We start from the raw sequence: 13,840 nt of genomic DNA, 5'->3' as shown, positions 1-13,840 counted from the left end.
CTCCGGGTCGGGCGCCCTTTCGCGTGTGTACGCCCGGCTTTGCCCCGATGTCGGGCTGCCCTCGGCCGCCTGGCCTGCGGTACGGTCGCCTCGCCCCCGCCCGCCCCCTGTCGTAAAGGAATTTTACCTACTAGGGTGCGGCAGAGAAGGTTAGTGCCAGGACGGCGCGAGGGAGATGTGGCGTGAACAGGTGGAAACGGCTGGCCCCGGTCACCGCCGTGGTGGCGTCGGCCGCGATGGTGCTCGCCGGCTGCGGCGGCTCGGGCGACGACGAGGCCGCCGACAACAGCAAGCTGACCGTCTGGATGATGGGCGAGGGCAGCGAGGCGCAGACGGCGTTCCTCGACGGCGTCGAGGCCGAGTTCCAGAAGAAGCACCCCGACACCGACGTCGTCGTCCAGTACATCCCCTGGCTCGAGGCGCCCAAGAAGTTCCAGGCGGCGCTCGCCGGCGGCGAAGGCCCCGACGTGACCGAGCTCGGCAACACCGAGACCCAGGGCTGGGCCGCCCAGGAGGCGCTCGCCGACGTCACCGCCAAGTTCGCCGCCTGGCCCGAGGGCAAGGACATCCTGCCCGACCTCGTCCGCAACGCCCAGCTCGACGGCAAGCAGTACGGCGTGCCGTGGTACGCCGGCGTCCGCGCCCTCTACTACCGCACCGACTGGTTCGCCGAGGCCGGCGTCAAGCCGCCGACGAACTGGGACGAGCTGGTCGCCGCCGCCAAGGCCGTGCAGGCCAAGAAGCCGGGCACCTACGGCATCGCGCTGCCGGGCAACTCGGAGCTGCCCTTCTACTCCTTCCTCTGGGGCGCGGGCGGCGAGATCGCCACCCGGCAGGGCGACGCCTGGAAGTCCGGCTACACCAGCCCACAGGCCCAGCAGGCGGTCAAGTTCTGGACCGACCTCGTCACCGTGCACAAGGTCGCCCCGCCCGCCGCCGCCGGGTGGAACGAGATCGACGCCCGCACCCAGTTCGCCACCGGCAAGGCGGCGATGGCCTTCGCCGGCAGCTGGCAGGCCGGCGCCATCAAGAAGGACAACCCCGAGATCGAGAAGGTCTGGGGCACCTTCCCCGTCCCCGGCCCGGACGGCAAGCCGGCCCCGGCCTTCGCCGGCGGCTCGGACGTCGCCCTGTGGCAGGACAGCAAGAAGCAGGACCTCGCCTGGGACTACCTGACCGTGCTGCTGAGCAAGCAGAAGGACAAGGAGTTCGCCAGCAGCCTCGGCTTCTTCCCGGTCTACTCCGACCTCGTCGGCGGCGGCGAGTACGCCAACGACAAGATCATGGCCGCGTTCGCCACCTCGTTGCAGAACACCAGGCTTACCCCGCTCACCCCGAAGTGGGTCGAGGTCAGCCGCACCAAGACGGTGACCCAGGCTATGAACAGCTCGGTCATCAAGGGTCAGAAGACGGTCGAACAGGCCACCGCCGACGCGGCCGCCGAGATGGAAAGCATCCTCAACGCGAAGTGACCACGCTGACCCAGGCGCCGGAGACGCCCGCCGCGCGGGAGACCCCCGCGCGGCGGCGTCGCCGGGTCGACCGCCTGCCCTACCTGCTGCTCCTGCCCTGCCTGGCGATCATCGGCGTCCTGCTGCTGTGGCCGCTCGGCCAGGTCGTGACGATGTCCTTCTTCCGGCTCGACAACGTCCGGCAACTGCGCGGCGACCGGGACTGGCCGTGGGTCGGGCTCGGCAACTACGCCGAGATCCTCGGCGACCCGTTCTTCCGCACCGTGCTGCGCAACACGGTGCTCTTCGCCGCGGCCAACGTCGCCCTCACGATGGTCCTCGGCACGCTGGTCGGGCTGCTGCTCAACCGGCTCGGCCGGCGGATGGCCACCTTCGTCGGGAGCTGCGTGATGCTGGCCTGGGCCACCCCGGCGCTGACCGGCACCATCGTGTGGAAGTGGCTGTTCGACGACACCTCGGGCCTGGTGACCTGGCTGTTCAACGCCCTGCCCGACGGGCTGTCGAACGCGCTGTTCGGCCGCGCCGACTGGACCGGGTACGGCTGGTTCAACTCGCCGCTGATGTTCTTCTCGATCCTCACCCTCGTGGTGGTCTGGCACTCGTTCCCGTTCATCGCCGTCAGCGTGCTGGCGGGGCTCAAGAGCGTGCCGAGCGAGCTGCACGAGGCGGCCCGGGTCGACGGGGCCGGCCCGTGGAAGGTCTTCTGGAAGATCACCTTCCCGCTGCTGCGGCCCGTCTTCGGCATCCTCGTGGTGCTCTCCACGATCTGGGACTTCAAGGTGTTCACCCAGCAGTTCGTGCTGGCCGGCGGCACCCAGGACCGGCCGACGTTCATGCTGTCGATCTACTCGTACGCCGAGGCGTTCTCCCCGCCCCCCAAGTACGGCCTGGGCGCGGCGATCGCCGTCATCCTCACGCTGATCCTGCTGGTGGTGACCGGCCTCTACGTGCGGATGGTGCTCAAGCAGGAGGAGGACGCGTGAAGCGCGGCGCGGTGGTGAAGCGGATCGCCCTCAACGGGGCGGGCCTGCTGGTGGCGCTCTTCGCGGCGTTCCCCGTCTACTGGATGATCGCGACGTCGCTCAAGCCCAACCGGGAGATCTTCTCGGCCACGCCCCGGCCGGTGCCGACCGCGCCGACGCTGGAGCACTACCGGGAGATCCTCACCGGCAACCTCATCCCCGGCGTGACCTTCCTGGACTTCTTCCTCAACTCCGTGCTCGTGGCGGTGTCGACCGTGGTGCTCAGCGGCCTCGTCGCGCTGCTCGCCGCGACGGCGGTGGCCCGGTTCCGGTTCAAGCTGCGCACCAGCTTCCTGATCATGCTGCTGGTGGTGCAGATGATCCCGCTGGAGGCGCTGGTCATCCCGCTGTTCCTGATGATCCAGCGGCTCGGCCTCTACAACACGCTGCCCAGCCTCGTCCTGACGTACCTCGGGTTCTCGCTGCCGTTCGCGGTCTGGATGCTGCGCGGGTTCGTGGCCGCGGTGCCCAAGGAACTGGAGGAAGCCGCGGCGATCGACGGCGCGAGCCGCGCCCAGACCTTCCGCCGCGTCCTGTTCCCGCTGGTCGCGCCGGGCCTGGTGGCCACCAGCATCTTCTCCTTCATCACCGCCTGGAACGAGCTGATCTTCGCGCTGACCTTCGTCAACGACCAGGACCGCTACACCCTGCCGGTGGCGATGACGTTCTTCTTCGGCCGCGACGACACCGCCTGGGGGCCGGTGATGGCCGCCTCGACGCTGTTCACCCTGCCGGTGATCGTCTTCTTCCTGCTGGTGCAACGCCGGATGGTCTCCGGCCTGGTGGCGGGCGCCGTCAAGGGCTGAGGTGCAAGGAAGGGCCGCTTGTTAACGCATTCTGTCGAGAAGGGTCCCCTTCTCACACCCCGTCGGGCGGACGGGCCGCGTCGGGCGGGGATCGGCGGGCCGCGATGCCGCCGTAGGCTGTCGCCATGACGGGCAGGCTGGTGACGGTGAACCTCGGCGCGGCGACCGAGGCGGAGTGGGCGGGCGACGCGAGCGGCCGCAGCGGCATCGACAAGCGGCCTGCGGACGGGCCGGTGCTGCTGCGCGTCGACGGGGTGGCCGGCGACTTCATCGGCGAGCGGGCGCACCACGGCGGGCCCGACCAGACGGTCTACGCGTACGCCGAGGAGGACGCCGCGTGGTGGGCGGTCGAGCTGGGCCGCGACATCCCGCCGGGGGCCTTCGGCGAGAACCTGACGACGTACGCGGTGGACGTGACCGGCGCGGTCGTCGGCGAGCGGTGGCAGGTCGGGTCGGCCCTGCTGGAGGTGACCAAGCCGCGCACGCCGTGCCGGACGTTCGCCGGGTTCTGGGGCGTGCCGGATCTGATCAAGCGGTTCACGGCGCGCGCCGCCCCCGGGGCGTACCTGCGGGTGCTGCGGGAGGGCGAGGTCGGCGCGGGCGACCCGGTGGAGGTGGTGGAGCGGCCGGAGCACGGCGTGACCGTCGGCGAGGTGTTCCGGGCGACCACGCTCGAACCGGAGCTGCTGCCCCGGCTGCTCGACGTGCCCGAGCTGCCCGAGTCGCTGCGGCGGAAGGTCGAACGCAGGCTCGCCACGCCCGACGCCTGAGGGCCCCGGCGGCCCCAGGGGCGCCGCGCCCGAGCGCCGATCGCCGCCGCGCCCGCCCCGCCGCCGACCGCCGTGCCCGGGCACGCTCGCCGTGCCCAGGCGTTAACAAGGGCCCCCTGCTATGCGGAATGCGTTAACAGGGGGCCCTTCCTTACACCGTCAGCGGAGCCAGGGGATGCTGCGGTCGAGCAGGCCGCGCTCCTTGAGCTCCTTGCGCAGCGGGATCTCGTCGTCGATGTACCCGTTCCAGTTGATGCCCCAGTAGTTGGCGGTGTGGGTGCCCTCGCCGCAGAGCTGGCGCTGCACCGGCGTGCGGTTGGCCCACCACTCGCCGTCGGTGTCGATGTGCAGCTCGTCCAGCGGGCGGATCCACCGGTAGGTGTAGCCGACGAAGAGCATCTTGCGGGTGATGTTCGACAGGTTCGTCGACCGGGAGTGCCACTGGCGGCGGTCGAAGATGAAGGCGTCGCCCGGGTTGGCGGTGATCTCCACCGTGCCCTCCGGGTCCGGGTTGTGCACCGTCAGGTCCGCCGGGCGGGGCAGCGAGTTCCACAGGTGGCTGCCCGGGATCACCTTGGTCGCGCCGCGGCCGGTCTCCGACAGGTCGGAGAGCACGTACGCCACCTTCAGCGAGAACATCGGCCGGGGCAGGTTCGGGTCCATCGTCTCCGGGTCGGAGTTCTGCCGGTAGCCGTCCTGGTGCCACCCCCAGTACGGCTTCTCCGGCTCCAGGGCCGGCGGGGTGACGTCGAGGTGGTTGTGGTGGGTGTAGATGTTCCACCCGGCCAGGCCCCACATGTACGGGAAGGCGATCGGGTGGGTCAGCAGCTGGCCGAAGAGCTCGTCGCGCTCCAGGAAGCCCAGCAGGTGCAGGGTGCCGTCCTTGGTGGTGTTGCCCTTGGCCTTCTCCTCCGCGTACACGCGGTCGACGGCCTCCTCCAGGGCGGCCCGGTGGTCCTCCGTCAGCACGTTCCGCAGCAGGAGGAAGCCCTGCTCGTGGAACTCCTTGCGGTCGGTGTCGCTGATCGGTTCGTAGCCGGTCCGGCCGTCGTAATCGAACACCGCGTAGTACCCCTCCCCATGAGGTGAAACCATTTCTGGCACAGGACGCCGATGCTACTGCGCCCCTTCAGGGGGGTGCGGAGCGCGCCCGACGGTGTGGGGGAGTGCTCGGACCGTTGGCACCCGGTTGGGTGCGGAGAGTGAGAATGGGCGCTTGTTCGGCGGCTTTCGCCGGATATGGAGGATTGTGCGGTAACCGTCGGTGTGGAGAATCGCGACCGCTCAGGCGTCGGCGAAGACCTCGGCGAGCACCTCGCCGTCGTTCTCCGTCGCGTCGCCCACCCGGCCCCAGGTGCCGGCCTTCGCCGTCCACTCCAGGCCGGCGAAGCGCACCCGCTTCACCCCGTGGTCGGAGGCGTGCGAGACCAGCCAGTGCGCGTACCGCCAGCCGTCGCGCCGGTCGTCGGCCGGCACCGCGAGGCCGGTCAGCTCGGCCGGGGACGCCGCCTCCGGCAGCCCCCAGTCCAGGCTCAGGCCCCGGGTCAGCGCGGCGGCGGCCGCCGCGCCCCGCATCACCGGCGTCGCGCCGACCGTGCAGGCCACCGCGCCGGTCGCCTCGCCGAGCAACGCCCGGGTCAGCACCTCCGACTCGTCCGCCCACTTCTGGTACGCCTCGGGGAACGCCGAGCGCTGCACCTTCTGCGCCGCGTCGGTGACCCGCATCTTCTCCCAGCCGCGTACCCGCTTGAGGGCGGCGTAGAACTTCCTGGTCGAGTACCGGGGGTCGGCGATCTGCGCCTCGGTGCCCCAGCCCTGGCTCGGCCGCTGCTGGAACAGGCCCAGCGAGTCCCGGTCGCCGCCGGAGAGGTTGCGCAGCCCGGACTCCTGGTAGGCCGTGGCGAGGGCGACCACCACCGCCCGCTCGGGCATCTTCCGCTGCACGCCGATGGCGGCGATCGTGGCGGCGTTGGCCATCTGGTCGGCGTCCAGCCGCACCTGGCCGTCGGCCTGCACCGTGCAGGTGCGGCTGGCCAGGGACAGCGGCAGGCGTAGCTGCCCGCCGGCCTGGCGGACGACGAGCCAGATCCCCACCGCGGCGATCACGGCGACGACGACACCGGTCGCGACGACTGCCCGACTTCGCACCCGCACCCCCTGTTCGACGGCGTCCGCCAAGAGTACGTCCCCGCCGCCGCCGTCCGGCCCGTCCGGCCCGTCCGACCGGTTCGCTCCGTTCCGTGGCGGGTCGGCCGCGATGCGTGTCCGCCTTCCCGGTGCTCCGGCCCGGAAACCGCCAGCCAGTCGGCCGGCCGGCCCGGACACCGCCAAGCGGCCCGGAAACCGTCAGGCGGCAAGGGAACCGTCAGCCGGCCCGGGGCCGGTCAGTCAGTCGGCACCCAGCTCGCGTCGCGCTTCTCCCGGAACGCCAGCACGCCCTCGCGCCCCTCGTCGGAGAGGAAGAACCCGGTCGACAGGGCGGCCAGCTCGGCGACCCCGGCCCGCAGGTCGGCCGCCGGGGGGCGGCGCAGCAGCTCCTTCGCCCCGGCCAGCGCGTTCGGCGCGCCCCGCACCAGCGAGGCGCAGGCCCGTGCCACCGCCGCGTCCAACGCGTCCGCCGGCACCGCCGTGCTGACCAGGCCGATCTCGGCGGCCCGCCGCCCGTCGAAAGTGTCGCCGGTGAGGTACAGCTCGGCGGCGGCCCGGGGCGTCAGCCGGGGCAGCACGGTCGCCGAGATCACCGCCGGGATCACCCCGATCCGCACCTCGGTGAACGCGAACGTCGCCTCCTGCGCGCAGATCGCCAGGTCGGCCGCCGCGATCAGGCCCAGCCCGCCGGCCCGCGCCGGCCCGGCCACGCGGGCCACCACCGGCTTCGGGCACTCCCAGACCGCCGCGAGCACCTCGCCGAGCATCCCGGCCGGGACCGTCCCGCTGGCGTACGCGGCGGCGGTCTCCTTCAGGTCCGCGCCGGAGCAGAAGACGGGGCCGGCGTGGTCGAGCACCACCACCCGGACCGCGTCGTCGGCCACGGCGGCGGCCAGCCCGGCCAGCAGCTCGGTCATCAGCGGCGTGGAGAGCGCGTTGCGGTTGTGCGGGCTGTCCAGGGTGAGGGTGGTCACCCCACGGGCCGTGGCGACCCGCACGAGCGCGGCGGTGGAGGTCATGCCGGGCACACTAGTGGCCATGCCCGGCGTCCTTCCAGAAGGCGAGCCCGTCCCGGCCGACGGCTCGCTGCCCACCACCGCGACCCGCGCCGTCGGCGCGCGCGGCTTCGGCGTGTACGTGCACGTGCCGTTCTGCGCCAGCCGCTGCGGCTACTGCGACTTCAACACCTACACCGCCGACGAGCTGGGCGGCGGGGCGAGCCGCGAGGCGTACGCCGACACGGTGCTCGCCGAGCTGGCGCTGGCCGCCCGGGTGCTCGGCGACGCCCCGCCGCCCCGGGTCGACACCGTGTTCGTCGGCGGCGGCACGCCCACCCTGCTGCCCGCCGACGACCTGGCCCGCATCCTCGACGGCATCGACCGCGCCTGGGGGCTGGCCGCCGACGCGGAGGTGACCACCGAGGCCAACCCCGAGTCGGTGACGCCGGAGTCGCTGAAGACCCTGCGGGCCGCCGGGTACACCCGGATCTCGCTGGGCATGCAGTCGGCCGCGCCGGGGGTGCTGGCGATCCTCGACCGCCGGCACCGCGCCGGCCGGGCCACCGAGGCCGCCCGGGAGGCCCGCGACGCCGGGTTCGACCACGTCAACCTCGACCTGATCTACGGTACGCCGGGAGAGAGCGCCGACGACTTCGCCGCGTCCCTGGCGCAGGTGGTGGCCGGCGGGGTGGACCACGTCAGCGCGTACGCCCTGATCGTGGAGGACGGCACCCGGTTGGCCGCGCGGATGCGGCGCGGCGAGCTGCCGTACCCCTCCGACGACGTGGCGGCGGACCGCTACCTGGCCGCGGAGGCGGCCCTCGACGCGGCCGGCTTCTCCTGGTACGAGGTGTCCAACTGGGCCCGCACGCCGGCCGGCCGGTGCCGGCACAACCTGCTCTACTGGACCGGCGGCGACTGGTGGGGCCTCGGGCCGGGGGCGCACAGCCACGTCGGCGGGGTGCGCTGGTGGAACGTCAAGCACCCGGCCGCGTACGCGAAGCGCCTCGCGGCGGGGGAGTCGCCCGGCCTGGCCCGGGAGGTGCTCACGCCCGACGAGGCCCACACGGAGGACGTGATGCTGCGGCTGCGGCTCGCCTCGGGGCTGCCCCTGGCCGTGCTGGACGATGCGGGCCGGGCCGCGGCCCGGCGGGCGTTGGCCGACGGCCTGCTCGACCCGGCCGGGCACGCGGCGGGCCGGGCGGTGCTCACGCTGCGCGGCCGGCTGCTGGCCGACGCGGTCGTGCGCGACCTGCTGCCCTGACGGGGGTGGCCCCGACCGGCCGGGGGAGCGGCCGGTCGGGGTCACGTGACCAGCGGGGTCACTTGATCAGGTTGACGGTCATCGGGTAGCGGTAGGGGCTGCCCTCGTTCGCCTTGATGCCGGCGACGATGCCGAAGATGATGCCCACGATCATCGCGCCGAACCCGATCAGGAGCCCCACCAGGATGCAGGTGAGGATCCAGCCGATCAGGGCGATGACCGACCAGAGGAGCTGGAAGTTCAGCGCCGCCACCGCGTGCGCGCGGACCGTCGGTGACTGGTTGCCCCGGGCGAGCAGGGCGATCAGCGGCGCGAGCCAGCCGAGCACGCCGCCGCCGAGGAACATCCCCGCCGCGCCGCCGAAGTGGGCCACCAGGACCCAGGTCTTGTCCTCGTTGTTGGCGTAGCCGCCGGAGGGCGGGCCGTACGCGCCGCCGGTCGGGTAGCCGCCACCGGGCGGGGGGAAGCCGCCCGCCCCGGGCGGCGGGTAGCCGGCCGACGGCGGCTGGTCGCCGGTGGGCGGCGGATAGCCACCGGGCGGGGGATAGCCGCCCGCCCCGGGCGCGCCGGACAGTGGTGCGGTGGGCTCGTGCCCCGGCGAGCCGTACGGTGCCGACGGGTTCGGCTCCGGCGGGTAGCCGCCGGGGTCGCCCGATCCGGGAGGGCGAGGTGGTTCAGTCATGCACGTCACGGTAGGGGTTGCGGGCAAGTCGGCACCAGTGCGACACCAGCTCGGCGGAGCGGATCTTCGGCCCGCGTGCGCAGGTGACGGCCCGCGCCGGGCGGCCGTCGACCGGTCGGCCCGCGCCCGCGCGGCGGCCACCGCACCCACGGTCCGTCGTTGATCTTACCCAGGACGGGGCAGCCGACGTAGACTGGCACTCGTTACAGTCGAGTGCCAGGCGTCGACGCGCCGGCGGAGCGCCGACCTGCGGTGCCGCCGCGCCGCCGGGCCCGACGTGCGACAGGAGGTGGCAGGGTGGGTCTGGACGACCGCAAGCTCGCCGTGCTCCGCGCGATCGTCGAGGACTACGTCGCCACCCAGGAGCCGGTCGGCAGCAAGGCGCTGGTCGAGCGGCACCAGCTCGGCGTCTCCCCCGCGACGGTCCGCAACGACATGGCGGTGCTGGAGGAGGAGGGCTACATCCGGCAGCCGCACACCAGCGCCGGCCGGGTACCCACCGACCGGGGCTACCGCCTCTTCGTCGACCGGCTGTCCCGGGTCAAGCCGCTCAGCCCGGCCGAGCGCCGGGCGATCGAGCGCTTCCTGGTCGGCGCGGTCGACCTCGACGACGTGGTGCACCGCACGGTGCGGCTGCTGGCGCAGCTCACCCGGCAGGTCGCCGTGGTGCAGTATCCCTCGCTGGCCCGCTCGTCGGTGCGGCACCTGGAGCTGGTGCCGATCTCCACCACCCGGCTGATGCTGGTGATGATCGCCGACACGGGCCGGGTCGAGCAGCGGCTGGTCGAGCTGCCCGCGCCGGTGGCCGCCGACGACGTCACCGACCTGCGCCGGCTGGTCAACGAGAAGCTCGTCGGCAGCCGGCTGTCGGAAACCCCGCCGTTGGTGCAGGCGCTGGTCGAGGAGTCGACCCCGCACCTGCGCGGCACCATGACCACGCTCTCCACCGTCCTGCTGGAGACGCTGGTCGAGCGGCACGAGGAGCGCATCGCGCTGGCCGGCACCGCCAACCTGACCCGGGGCGGCCTGCTCGACTTCCAGGGGTCCCTGCGGCCCATCCTGGAGGCGCTGGAGGAGGAGGTGGTGATGCTCAAGCTCATCGGCGAGGCCGAGTCGACCACCACCCGCGTGCTGATCGGCGACGAGAACGAGATCGACAACCTGCGGGCCGCCTCGGTGGTCAGCACCGGCTACGGCCCGGGGGCGACCGCGCTCGGTGGACTGGGCGTGGTCGGCCCCACCCGGATGGACTACCCCGGCACCATCGCCACGGTGCGGGCCGTGGCACGCTACGTGGGCGAGCTGCTGGCCCAGAACTGACCAGTCAGGGCCGACGGCCGGCTCCGGCCGACGACCGGCGCAACGCGACAAGAACATGAGGACACGGGACGCAGTGGCCAGGGACTACTACGGCATCCTCGGCGTGAGCCGGGAGGCCTCCGACGACGAGATCAAGCGCGCCTACCGCAAGCTGGCGCGGCAGTTCCACCCGGACGTCAATCCGGACCCGGAGGCACAGGAGAAGTTCAAGGACATCAACGCCGCGTACGAGGTCCTCTCGGACGACCGGAAACGGCAGATCGTCGACCTCGGCGGCGACCCCCTCGCCCCCGGCGGCGGTGGCATGGGCGGCCCGGGCGGGCCCGGCGGGGCCGGCCCGTTCGTCGGCTTCCAGGACATCATGGACGCCTTCTTCGGCGGCGCGGCCGGCGGCTCCCGGGGCCCGCGCCCGCGCACCCGCCCCGGCGCGGACGCGATCCTGCGCCTGGAGCTGGACCTGCACGAGACGGCGTTCGGTGTCGAGGCACCCATCACCGTCGACACGGCGGTGCTCTGCACCACCTGCTCCGGGGCGGGCACGGCGGCCGGCACCCACCTGGCCACCTGCGAGGCGTGCGGCGGCCGGGGCGAGGTCCAGTCGGTGCAGCGCACCTTCCTCGGCCAGGTGGTCTCCGCCCGGCCGTGCACGGTCTGCCAGGGCTACGGCACCACCATCCCGCACCCCTGCCCGACCTGCACCGGCGACGGTCGGGTGCGCACCCGCCGCTCGCTGACCGTCAAGATCCCCGCCGGGGTCGAGGACGGCATGCGCATCCGGCTCGCCCAGCAGGGCGAGGTCGGCCCGGGCGGCGGCACCGCCGGCGACCTCTACGTCGAGATCCACGAGCGCCCGCACGACGTCTACTCCCGCAAGGGCGACGACCTGCACTGCCGGGTCACCGTCCCGATGACCGCCGCCGCGCTCGGCACCCGGCTGACCATCAAGACCCTCGACAGCGAGGAGACGGTCGACGTCAAGGCCGGCACCCAGCCGGGCAGCACCCTGCGGCTGCGCGCCCGGGGCGTGCCGCACCTGCGCGGCACCGGCCGGGGCGACCTCTACGTCCACCTCGACGTGCGCACCCCGACCAAGCTCGACGCCGACCAGGAGAAGATGCTGCGCGACTTCGCCAAGACCCGGGGCGAGGAGGTCGCCGAGCTGAGCAAGCAGGGTGGCTTCTTCTCCCGGATGCGCGACGCCTTCAACGGGCACGCCTGAGGTGTCGGCGCCGCTGTTCCTGGTCGACGCGCTGCCCACCGGCGACTCGCTGACCCTCGGCGGCCCGGAGGGGCACCACGCGGCCACCGTGCAGCGGCTGCGCGCCGGCGAGGAGCTGCTGCTGGCCGACGGCCGGGGCGGCACGGCCACCGCCGTGGTCACCGCCGTCGGCAGGGGCGCCCTCGACCTGCGGGTCACCGCCCGGGGGCACGTCGACGCGCCCGTCCCCCGGCTCGTCGTGGCGCAGGGCATCGCCAAGGGCGACCGGGGCGAGTTGGCCGTGCAGGCGATGACCGAGGTCGGGGTCGACGAGATTGTGCCCTGGGCGGCGGCCCGCTCGGTGGCGCAGTGGCGCGGCGACCGGGGCGTACGGGCCCGGGAGAAGTGGGCGGCGACCGCCCGGGAGGCGGCGAAGCAGGCCCGTCGGGCATGGCTGCCCGTGGTGGCCGGCGCCCCCGACGAGTCCACGGCCACGGTGGCCCGCCGGATCGCGGGGGCCGCCGCCGCGTTCGTCCTGCACGAGGAGGCGCAGGAGCCGCTGACCGCCGCCGCGCTGCCCGCCGCGGGCGAGATCGTGCTGGTCGTCGGCCCGGAGGGCGGCATCACCGACGCGGAGGTGACCGCGTTCACTCAGGCCGGCGCCCGCCCGGTGCGCCTCGGCCCGCACGTGCTGCGCACCTCCACGGCGGGCGTCGCCGCCCTCTGCGTCCTGGCGACCCGCCTGTCCCGCTGGTGACCGTGACCCGCCTGTCCTGTCGGTGACCCGTCTGTCCCGCCGGCGGTCCGCCTGTCCTGTCGGTGACCTGCCTGTCCCGCCGGCGGTCCGCCTGTCCTGTCGGTGACCTGCCTGTCCCGCTGGTGACCCGCCTGTCCTGTCGGTGACCCGCCTGTCCCGCTGGTGAACCCCGGCCGGGTCAGGTGCGCAGGTAGGACGCGCCGTTGAGGTCGACGACCGTGCCGGAGGCCCACTCCGCCTCCGCCGACGCGAGCCAGTGGACCGCCGCCGCGATCTCCTCCGGGCGGGCCACCCGGCCGAACGGGCTCTGCGCCCGGATCGCCGCGCCGCTCTCGCCGGCGAGGTGCTCCGTGGTCATGTCCGTCTCCACGAAGCCGGGGGCCACCGTCGCGACCGCGATGCCGTACGGGGCCAGCGCCACCGCGAGGGACTGGCCGAGCGCGTTGAGCCCCGCCTTGCTCGCCCCGTACGCCGGCTGCTCCGGCTCGCCCCGGAACGCGCCCCGCGACGACACGTTGACGACCCGGCCGCCCCGCCCCCGCATGTGCTGGGCCGCGCACCAGGTCACGTTGGCCGCGCCCGTCAGGTTGGTCTCCAGCACCAGCCGCCAGCGCCGCTGCCAGTCGGCGTAGGACGCGCCGAACACCGGGTGCGGCGCGTTCCGCTCGCCGTACACCCCGGCGTTGTTGACCAGCACGTCGAGCCCGCCGAGGCGGGCCGCCGCGTCGTCGACCATCACCCGTACCGCCTCGGGGTCGGCCAGGTCCGCGCGGACCACGACGTGACCGTCGCCCGGCAGCTCCGCGCGCAGCCGCTCGGCCAGCTCCCCGGAGCCCCGGTGGTGGATCGCCACCCGGTCCCCGCCGGCCGCGAACCGCGTCGCCACCGCGCGCCCGATGCCCCGCGAGGCCCCCGTCACCAGCACCGCCCGTGAAGTCACGCGGCCATCATGCCCCAGCCGCCCGGCACCACTTACCATGCCCCGATGGGATCCGACTGCCTGTTCTGCCGCATCGTCGCCGGGGAGATCCCGGCCACCGTCGTCCGGGAGACCGCCACCACCCTCGCCTTCCGCGACATCGACCCGAAGGCCCCGGTGCACGTGCTGGTCATCCCCAAGGAGCACTACGCCGACGTGGCGACCCTCGGCCAGGGCGACCCGGCGCTCGCCGGCGAGCTGCTGGCCACGGCCGCCGCCGTGGCCGAGGACGAGGGGCTGCTCGGCGACGGCTTCCGGCTGATGTTCAACACCGGGGCGTACGGCGGCCAGGAGGTCTTCCACGTGCACGCCCACGTGCTCGGCGGCGCGCCGTTGGGCCCGATGCTCTGCCGCTGAGGGAGCGGGCGCGTCCGTGCGGGCGCGTCCGTCGCGGACGCGCCCCGCGCCGAGGTGTTAGGAAGGG

14 protein-coding genes are annotated in these 13,840 nt (G+C 73.5%); 9 read left to right on the top strand and 5 right to left on the bottom strand.

Annotated features, from left to right (window positions below):
* Positions 1–182 precede the first annotated feature (182 nt).
* The 4 genes from O7628_RS05225 to O7628_RS05210 all read left to right on the top strand — a co-directional run bounded on the left by O7628_RS05225 (position 183) and on the right by O7628_RS05210 (position 4,070).
* Complete coding sequence (locus O7628_RS05225) at positions 183–1,472, top strand: sugar ABC transporter substrate-binding protein (protein ID WP_278128753.1); 1,290 nt, start codon at positions 183–185, stop codon at positions 1,470–1,472.
* Positions 1,469–2,455: a sugar ABC transporter permease gene (locus O7628_RS05220; protein ID WP_278128751.1), complete on the top strand. Its 987-nt coding sequence runs from the start codon at positions 1,469–1,471 to the stop codon at positions 2,453–2,455. Before O7628_RS05225 ends, O7628_RS05220 begins: the two co-directional genes overlap by 4 nt.
* Before the next feature lie 11 nt (positions 2,456–2,466).
* On the top strand, positions 2,467–3,300 hold the full coding sequence (locus O7628_RS05215) for a carbohydrate ABC transporter permease (RefSeq protein WP_074474918.1): 834 nt from the start codon (positions 2,467–2,469) through the stop codon (positions 3,298–3,300).
* A 125-nt stretch (positions 3,301–3,425) separates the two neighbouring features.
* Positions 3,426–4,070: an MOSC domain-containing protein gene (locus tag O7628_RS05210; RefSeq protein WP_278128749.1), complete on the top strand. Its 645-nt coding sequence runs from the start codon at positions 3,426–3,428 to the stop codon at positions 4,068–4,070.
* 159 nt (positions 4,071–4,229) lie between these two features.
* On the opposite strand, the gene O7628_RS05205 is transcribed toward O7628_RS05210, so the two are convergent.
* The 3 genes from O7628_RS05205 to O7628_RS05195 all read right to left on the bottom strand — a co-directional run bounded on the left by O7628_RS05205 (position 4,230) and on the right by O7628_RS05195 (position 7,237).
* Positions 4,230–5,132, bottom strand: coding sequence for a phytanoyl-CoA dioxygenase family protein (locus O7628_RS05205; RefSeq protein WP_228986774.1), 903 nt, complete (start codon positions 5,130–5,132; stop codon positions 4,230–4,232).
* A 222-nt stretch (positions 5,133–5,354) separates the two neighbouring features.
* Positions 5,355–6,224, bottom strand: a complete 870-nt coding sequence (locus tag O7628_RS05200; protein ID WP_278136223.1) for a hypothetical protein — start codon at positions 6,222–6,224, stop codon at positions 5,355–5,357.
* Between the two features lie 230 nt (positions 6,225–6,454).
* Positions 6,455–7,237, bottom strand: a complete 783-nt coding sequence (locus tag O7628_RS05195) for an enoyl-CoA hydratase-related protein (RefSeq protein ID WP_278136222.1) — start codon at positions 7,235–7,237, stop codon at positions 6,455–6,457.
* 19 nt (positions 7,238–7,256) lie between these two features.
* Between O7628_RS05195 and hemW the strand changes: the two genes are divergently transcribed.
* A complete protein-coding gene (hemW, locus tag O7628_RS05190; protein ID WP_278128745.1) occupies positions 7,257–8,480 on the top strand; it encodes a radical SAM family heme chaperone HemW in 1,224 nt (407 codons plus the stop codon).
* A gap of 58 nt (positions 8,481–8,538) precedes the next feature.
* On the opposite strand, the gene O7628_RS05185 is transcribed toward hemW, so the two are convergent.
* Positions 8,539–9,162 carry a DUF4870 domain-containing protein gene (locus O7628_RS05185; RefSeq protein ID WP_178066097.1) on the bottom strand — a complete coding sequence of 208 codons (624 nt, stop codon included), beginning with the start codon at positions 9,160–9,162 and terminating at the stop codon, positions 8,539–8,541.
* 297 nt (positions 9,163–9,459) lie between these two features.
* Here O7628_RS05185 and hrcA point away from each other — a divergent pair, with 297 nt between their 5' ends.
* The 3 genes from hrcA to O7628_RS05170 all read left to right on the top strand — a co-directional run bounded on the left by hrcA (position 9,460) and on the right by O7628_RS05170 (position 12,437).
* A complete protein-coding gene (hrcA, locus tag O7628_RS05180; RefSeq protein ID WP_278128743.1) occupies positions 9,460–10,482 on the top strand; it encodes a heat-inducible transcriptional repressor HrcA in 1,023 nt (340 codons plus the stop codon).
* Positions 10,483–10,555: 73 nt separating this feature from the next.
* On the top strand, positions 10,556–11,701 hold the full coding sequence (gene dnaJ, locus O7628_RS05175; protein WP_176734858.1) for a molecular chaperone DnaJ: 1,146 nt from the start codon (positions 10,556–10,558) through the stop codon (positions 11,699–11,701).
* A gap of 1 nt (position 11,702) precedes the next feature.
* Positions 11,703–12,437 (top strand): 16S rRNA (uracil(1498)-N(3))-methyltransferase, encoded by a 735-nt coding sequence (locus O7628_RS05170; RefSeq protein ID WP_278128742.1) that lies wholly within the window; start codon positions 11,703–11,705, stop codon positions 12,435–12,437.
* A 178-nt stretch (positions 12,438–12,615) separates the two neighbouring features.
* Here O7628_RS05170 and O7628_RS05165 read toward each other — a convergent pair whose 3' ends face one another.
* Complete coding sequence (locus O7628_RS05165) at positions 12,616–13,377, bottom strand: SDR family oxidoreductase (RefSeq protein ID WP_278128741.1); 762 nt, start codon at positions 13,375–13,377, stop codon at positions 12,616–12,618.
* 45 nt (positions 13,378–13,422) lie between these two features.
* Between O7628_RS05165 and O7628_RS05160 the strand changes: the two genes are divergently transcribed.
* Positions 13,423–13,773: a histidine triad nucleotide-binding protein gene (locus O7628_RS05160; RefSeq protein WP_043966787.1), complete on the top strand. Its 351-nt coding sequence runs from the start codon at positions 13,423–13,425 to the stop codon at positions 13,771–13,773.
* Positions 13,774–13,840 lie beyond the last annotated feature (67 nt).

This window comes from Micromonospora sp. WMMD956, assembly GCF_029626125.1.
Classification (GTDB): Bacteria; Actinomycetota; Actinomycetes; order Mycobacteriales; family Micromonosporaceae; genus Micromonospora; species Micromonospora carbonacea.
The sequence above is the reverse complement of the archived record's forward strand: the minus strand, read 5'-3'. Positions and strand labels throughout refer to the sequence as shown.

Excerpts from the sequence above, each read along its gene's own strand:
- O7628_RS05195 (WP_278136222.1), bottom strand. The coding sequence starts at position 7,237 with ATGACCTCCACCGCCGCGCTCGTGCGGGTCGCCACGGCCCGTGGGGTG.
- O7628_RS05210 (WP_278128749.1), top strand. The coding sequence starts at position 3,426 with ATGACGGGCAGGCTGGTGACGGTGAACCTCGGCGCGGCGACCGAGGCG.
- O7628_RS05185 (WP_178066097.1), bottom strand. The coding sequence starts at position 9,162 with ATGACTGAACCACCTCGCCCTCCCGGATCGGGCGACCCCGGCGGCTAC.
- hemW (WP_278128745.1), top strand. The coding sequence starts at position 7,257 with ATGCCCGGCGTCCTTCCAGAAGGCGAGCCCGTCCCGGCCGACGGCTCG.
- O7628_RS05160 (WP_043966787.1), top strand. The coding sequence starts at position 13,423 with ATGGGATCCGACTGCCTGTTCTGCCGCATCGTCGCCGGGGAGATCCCG.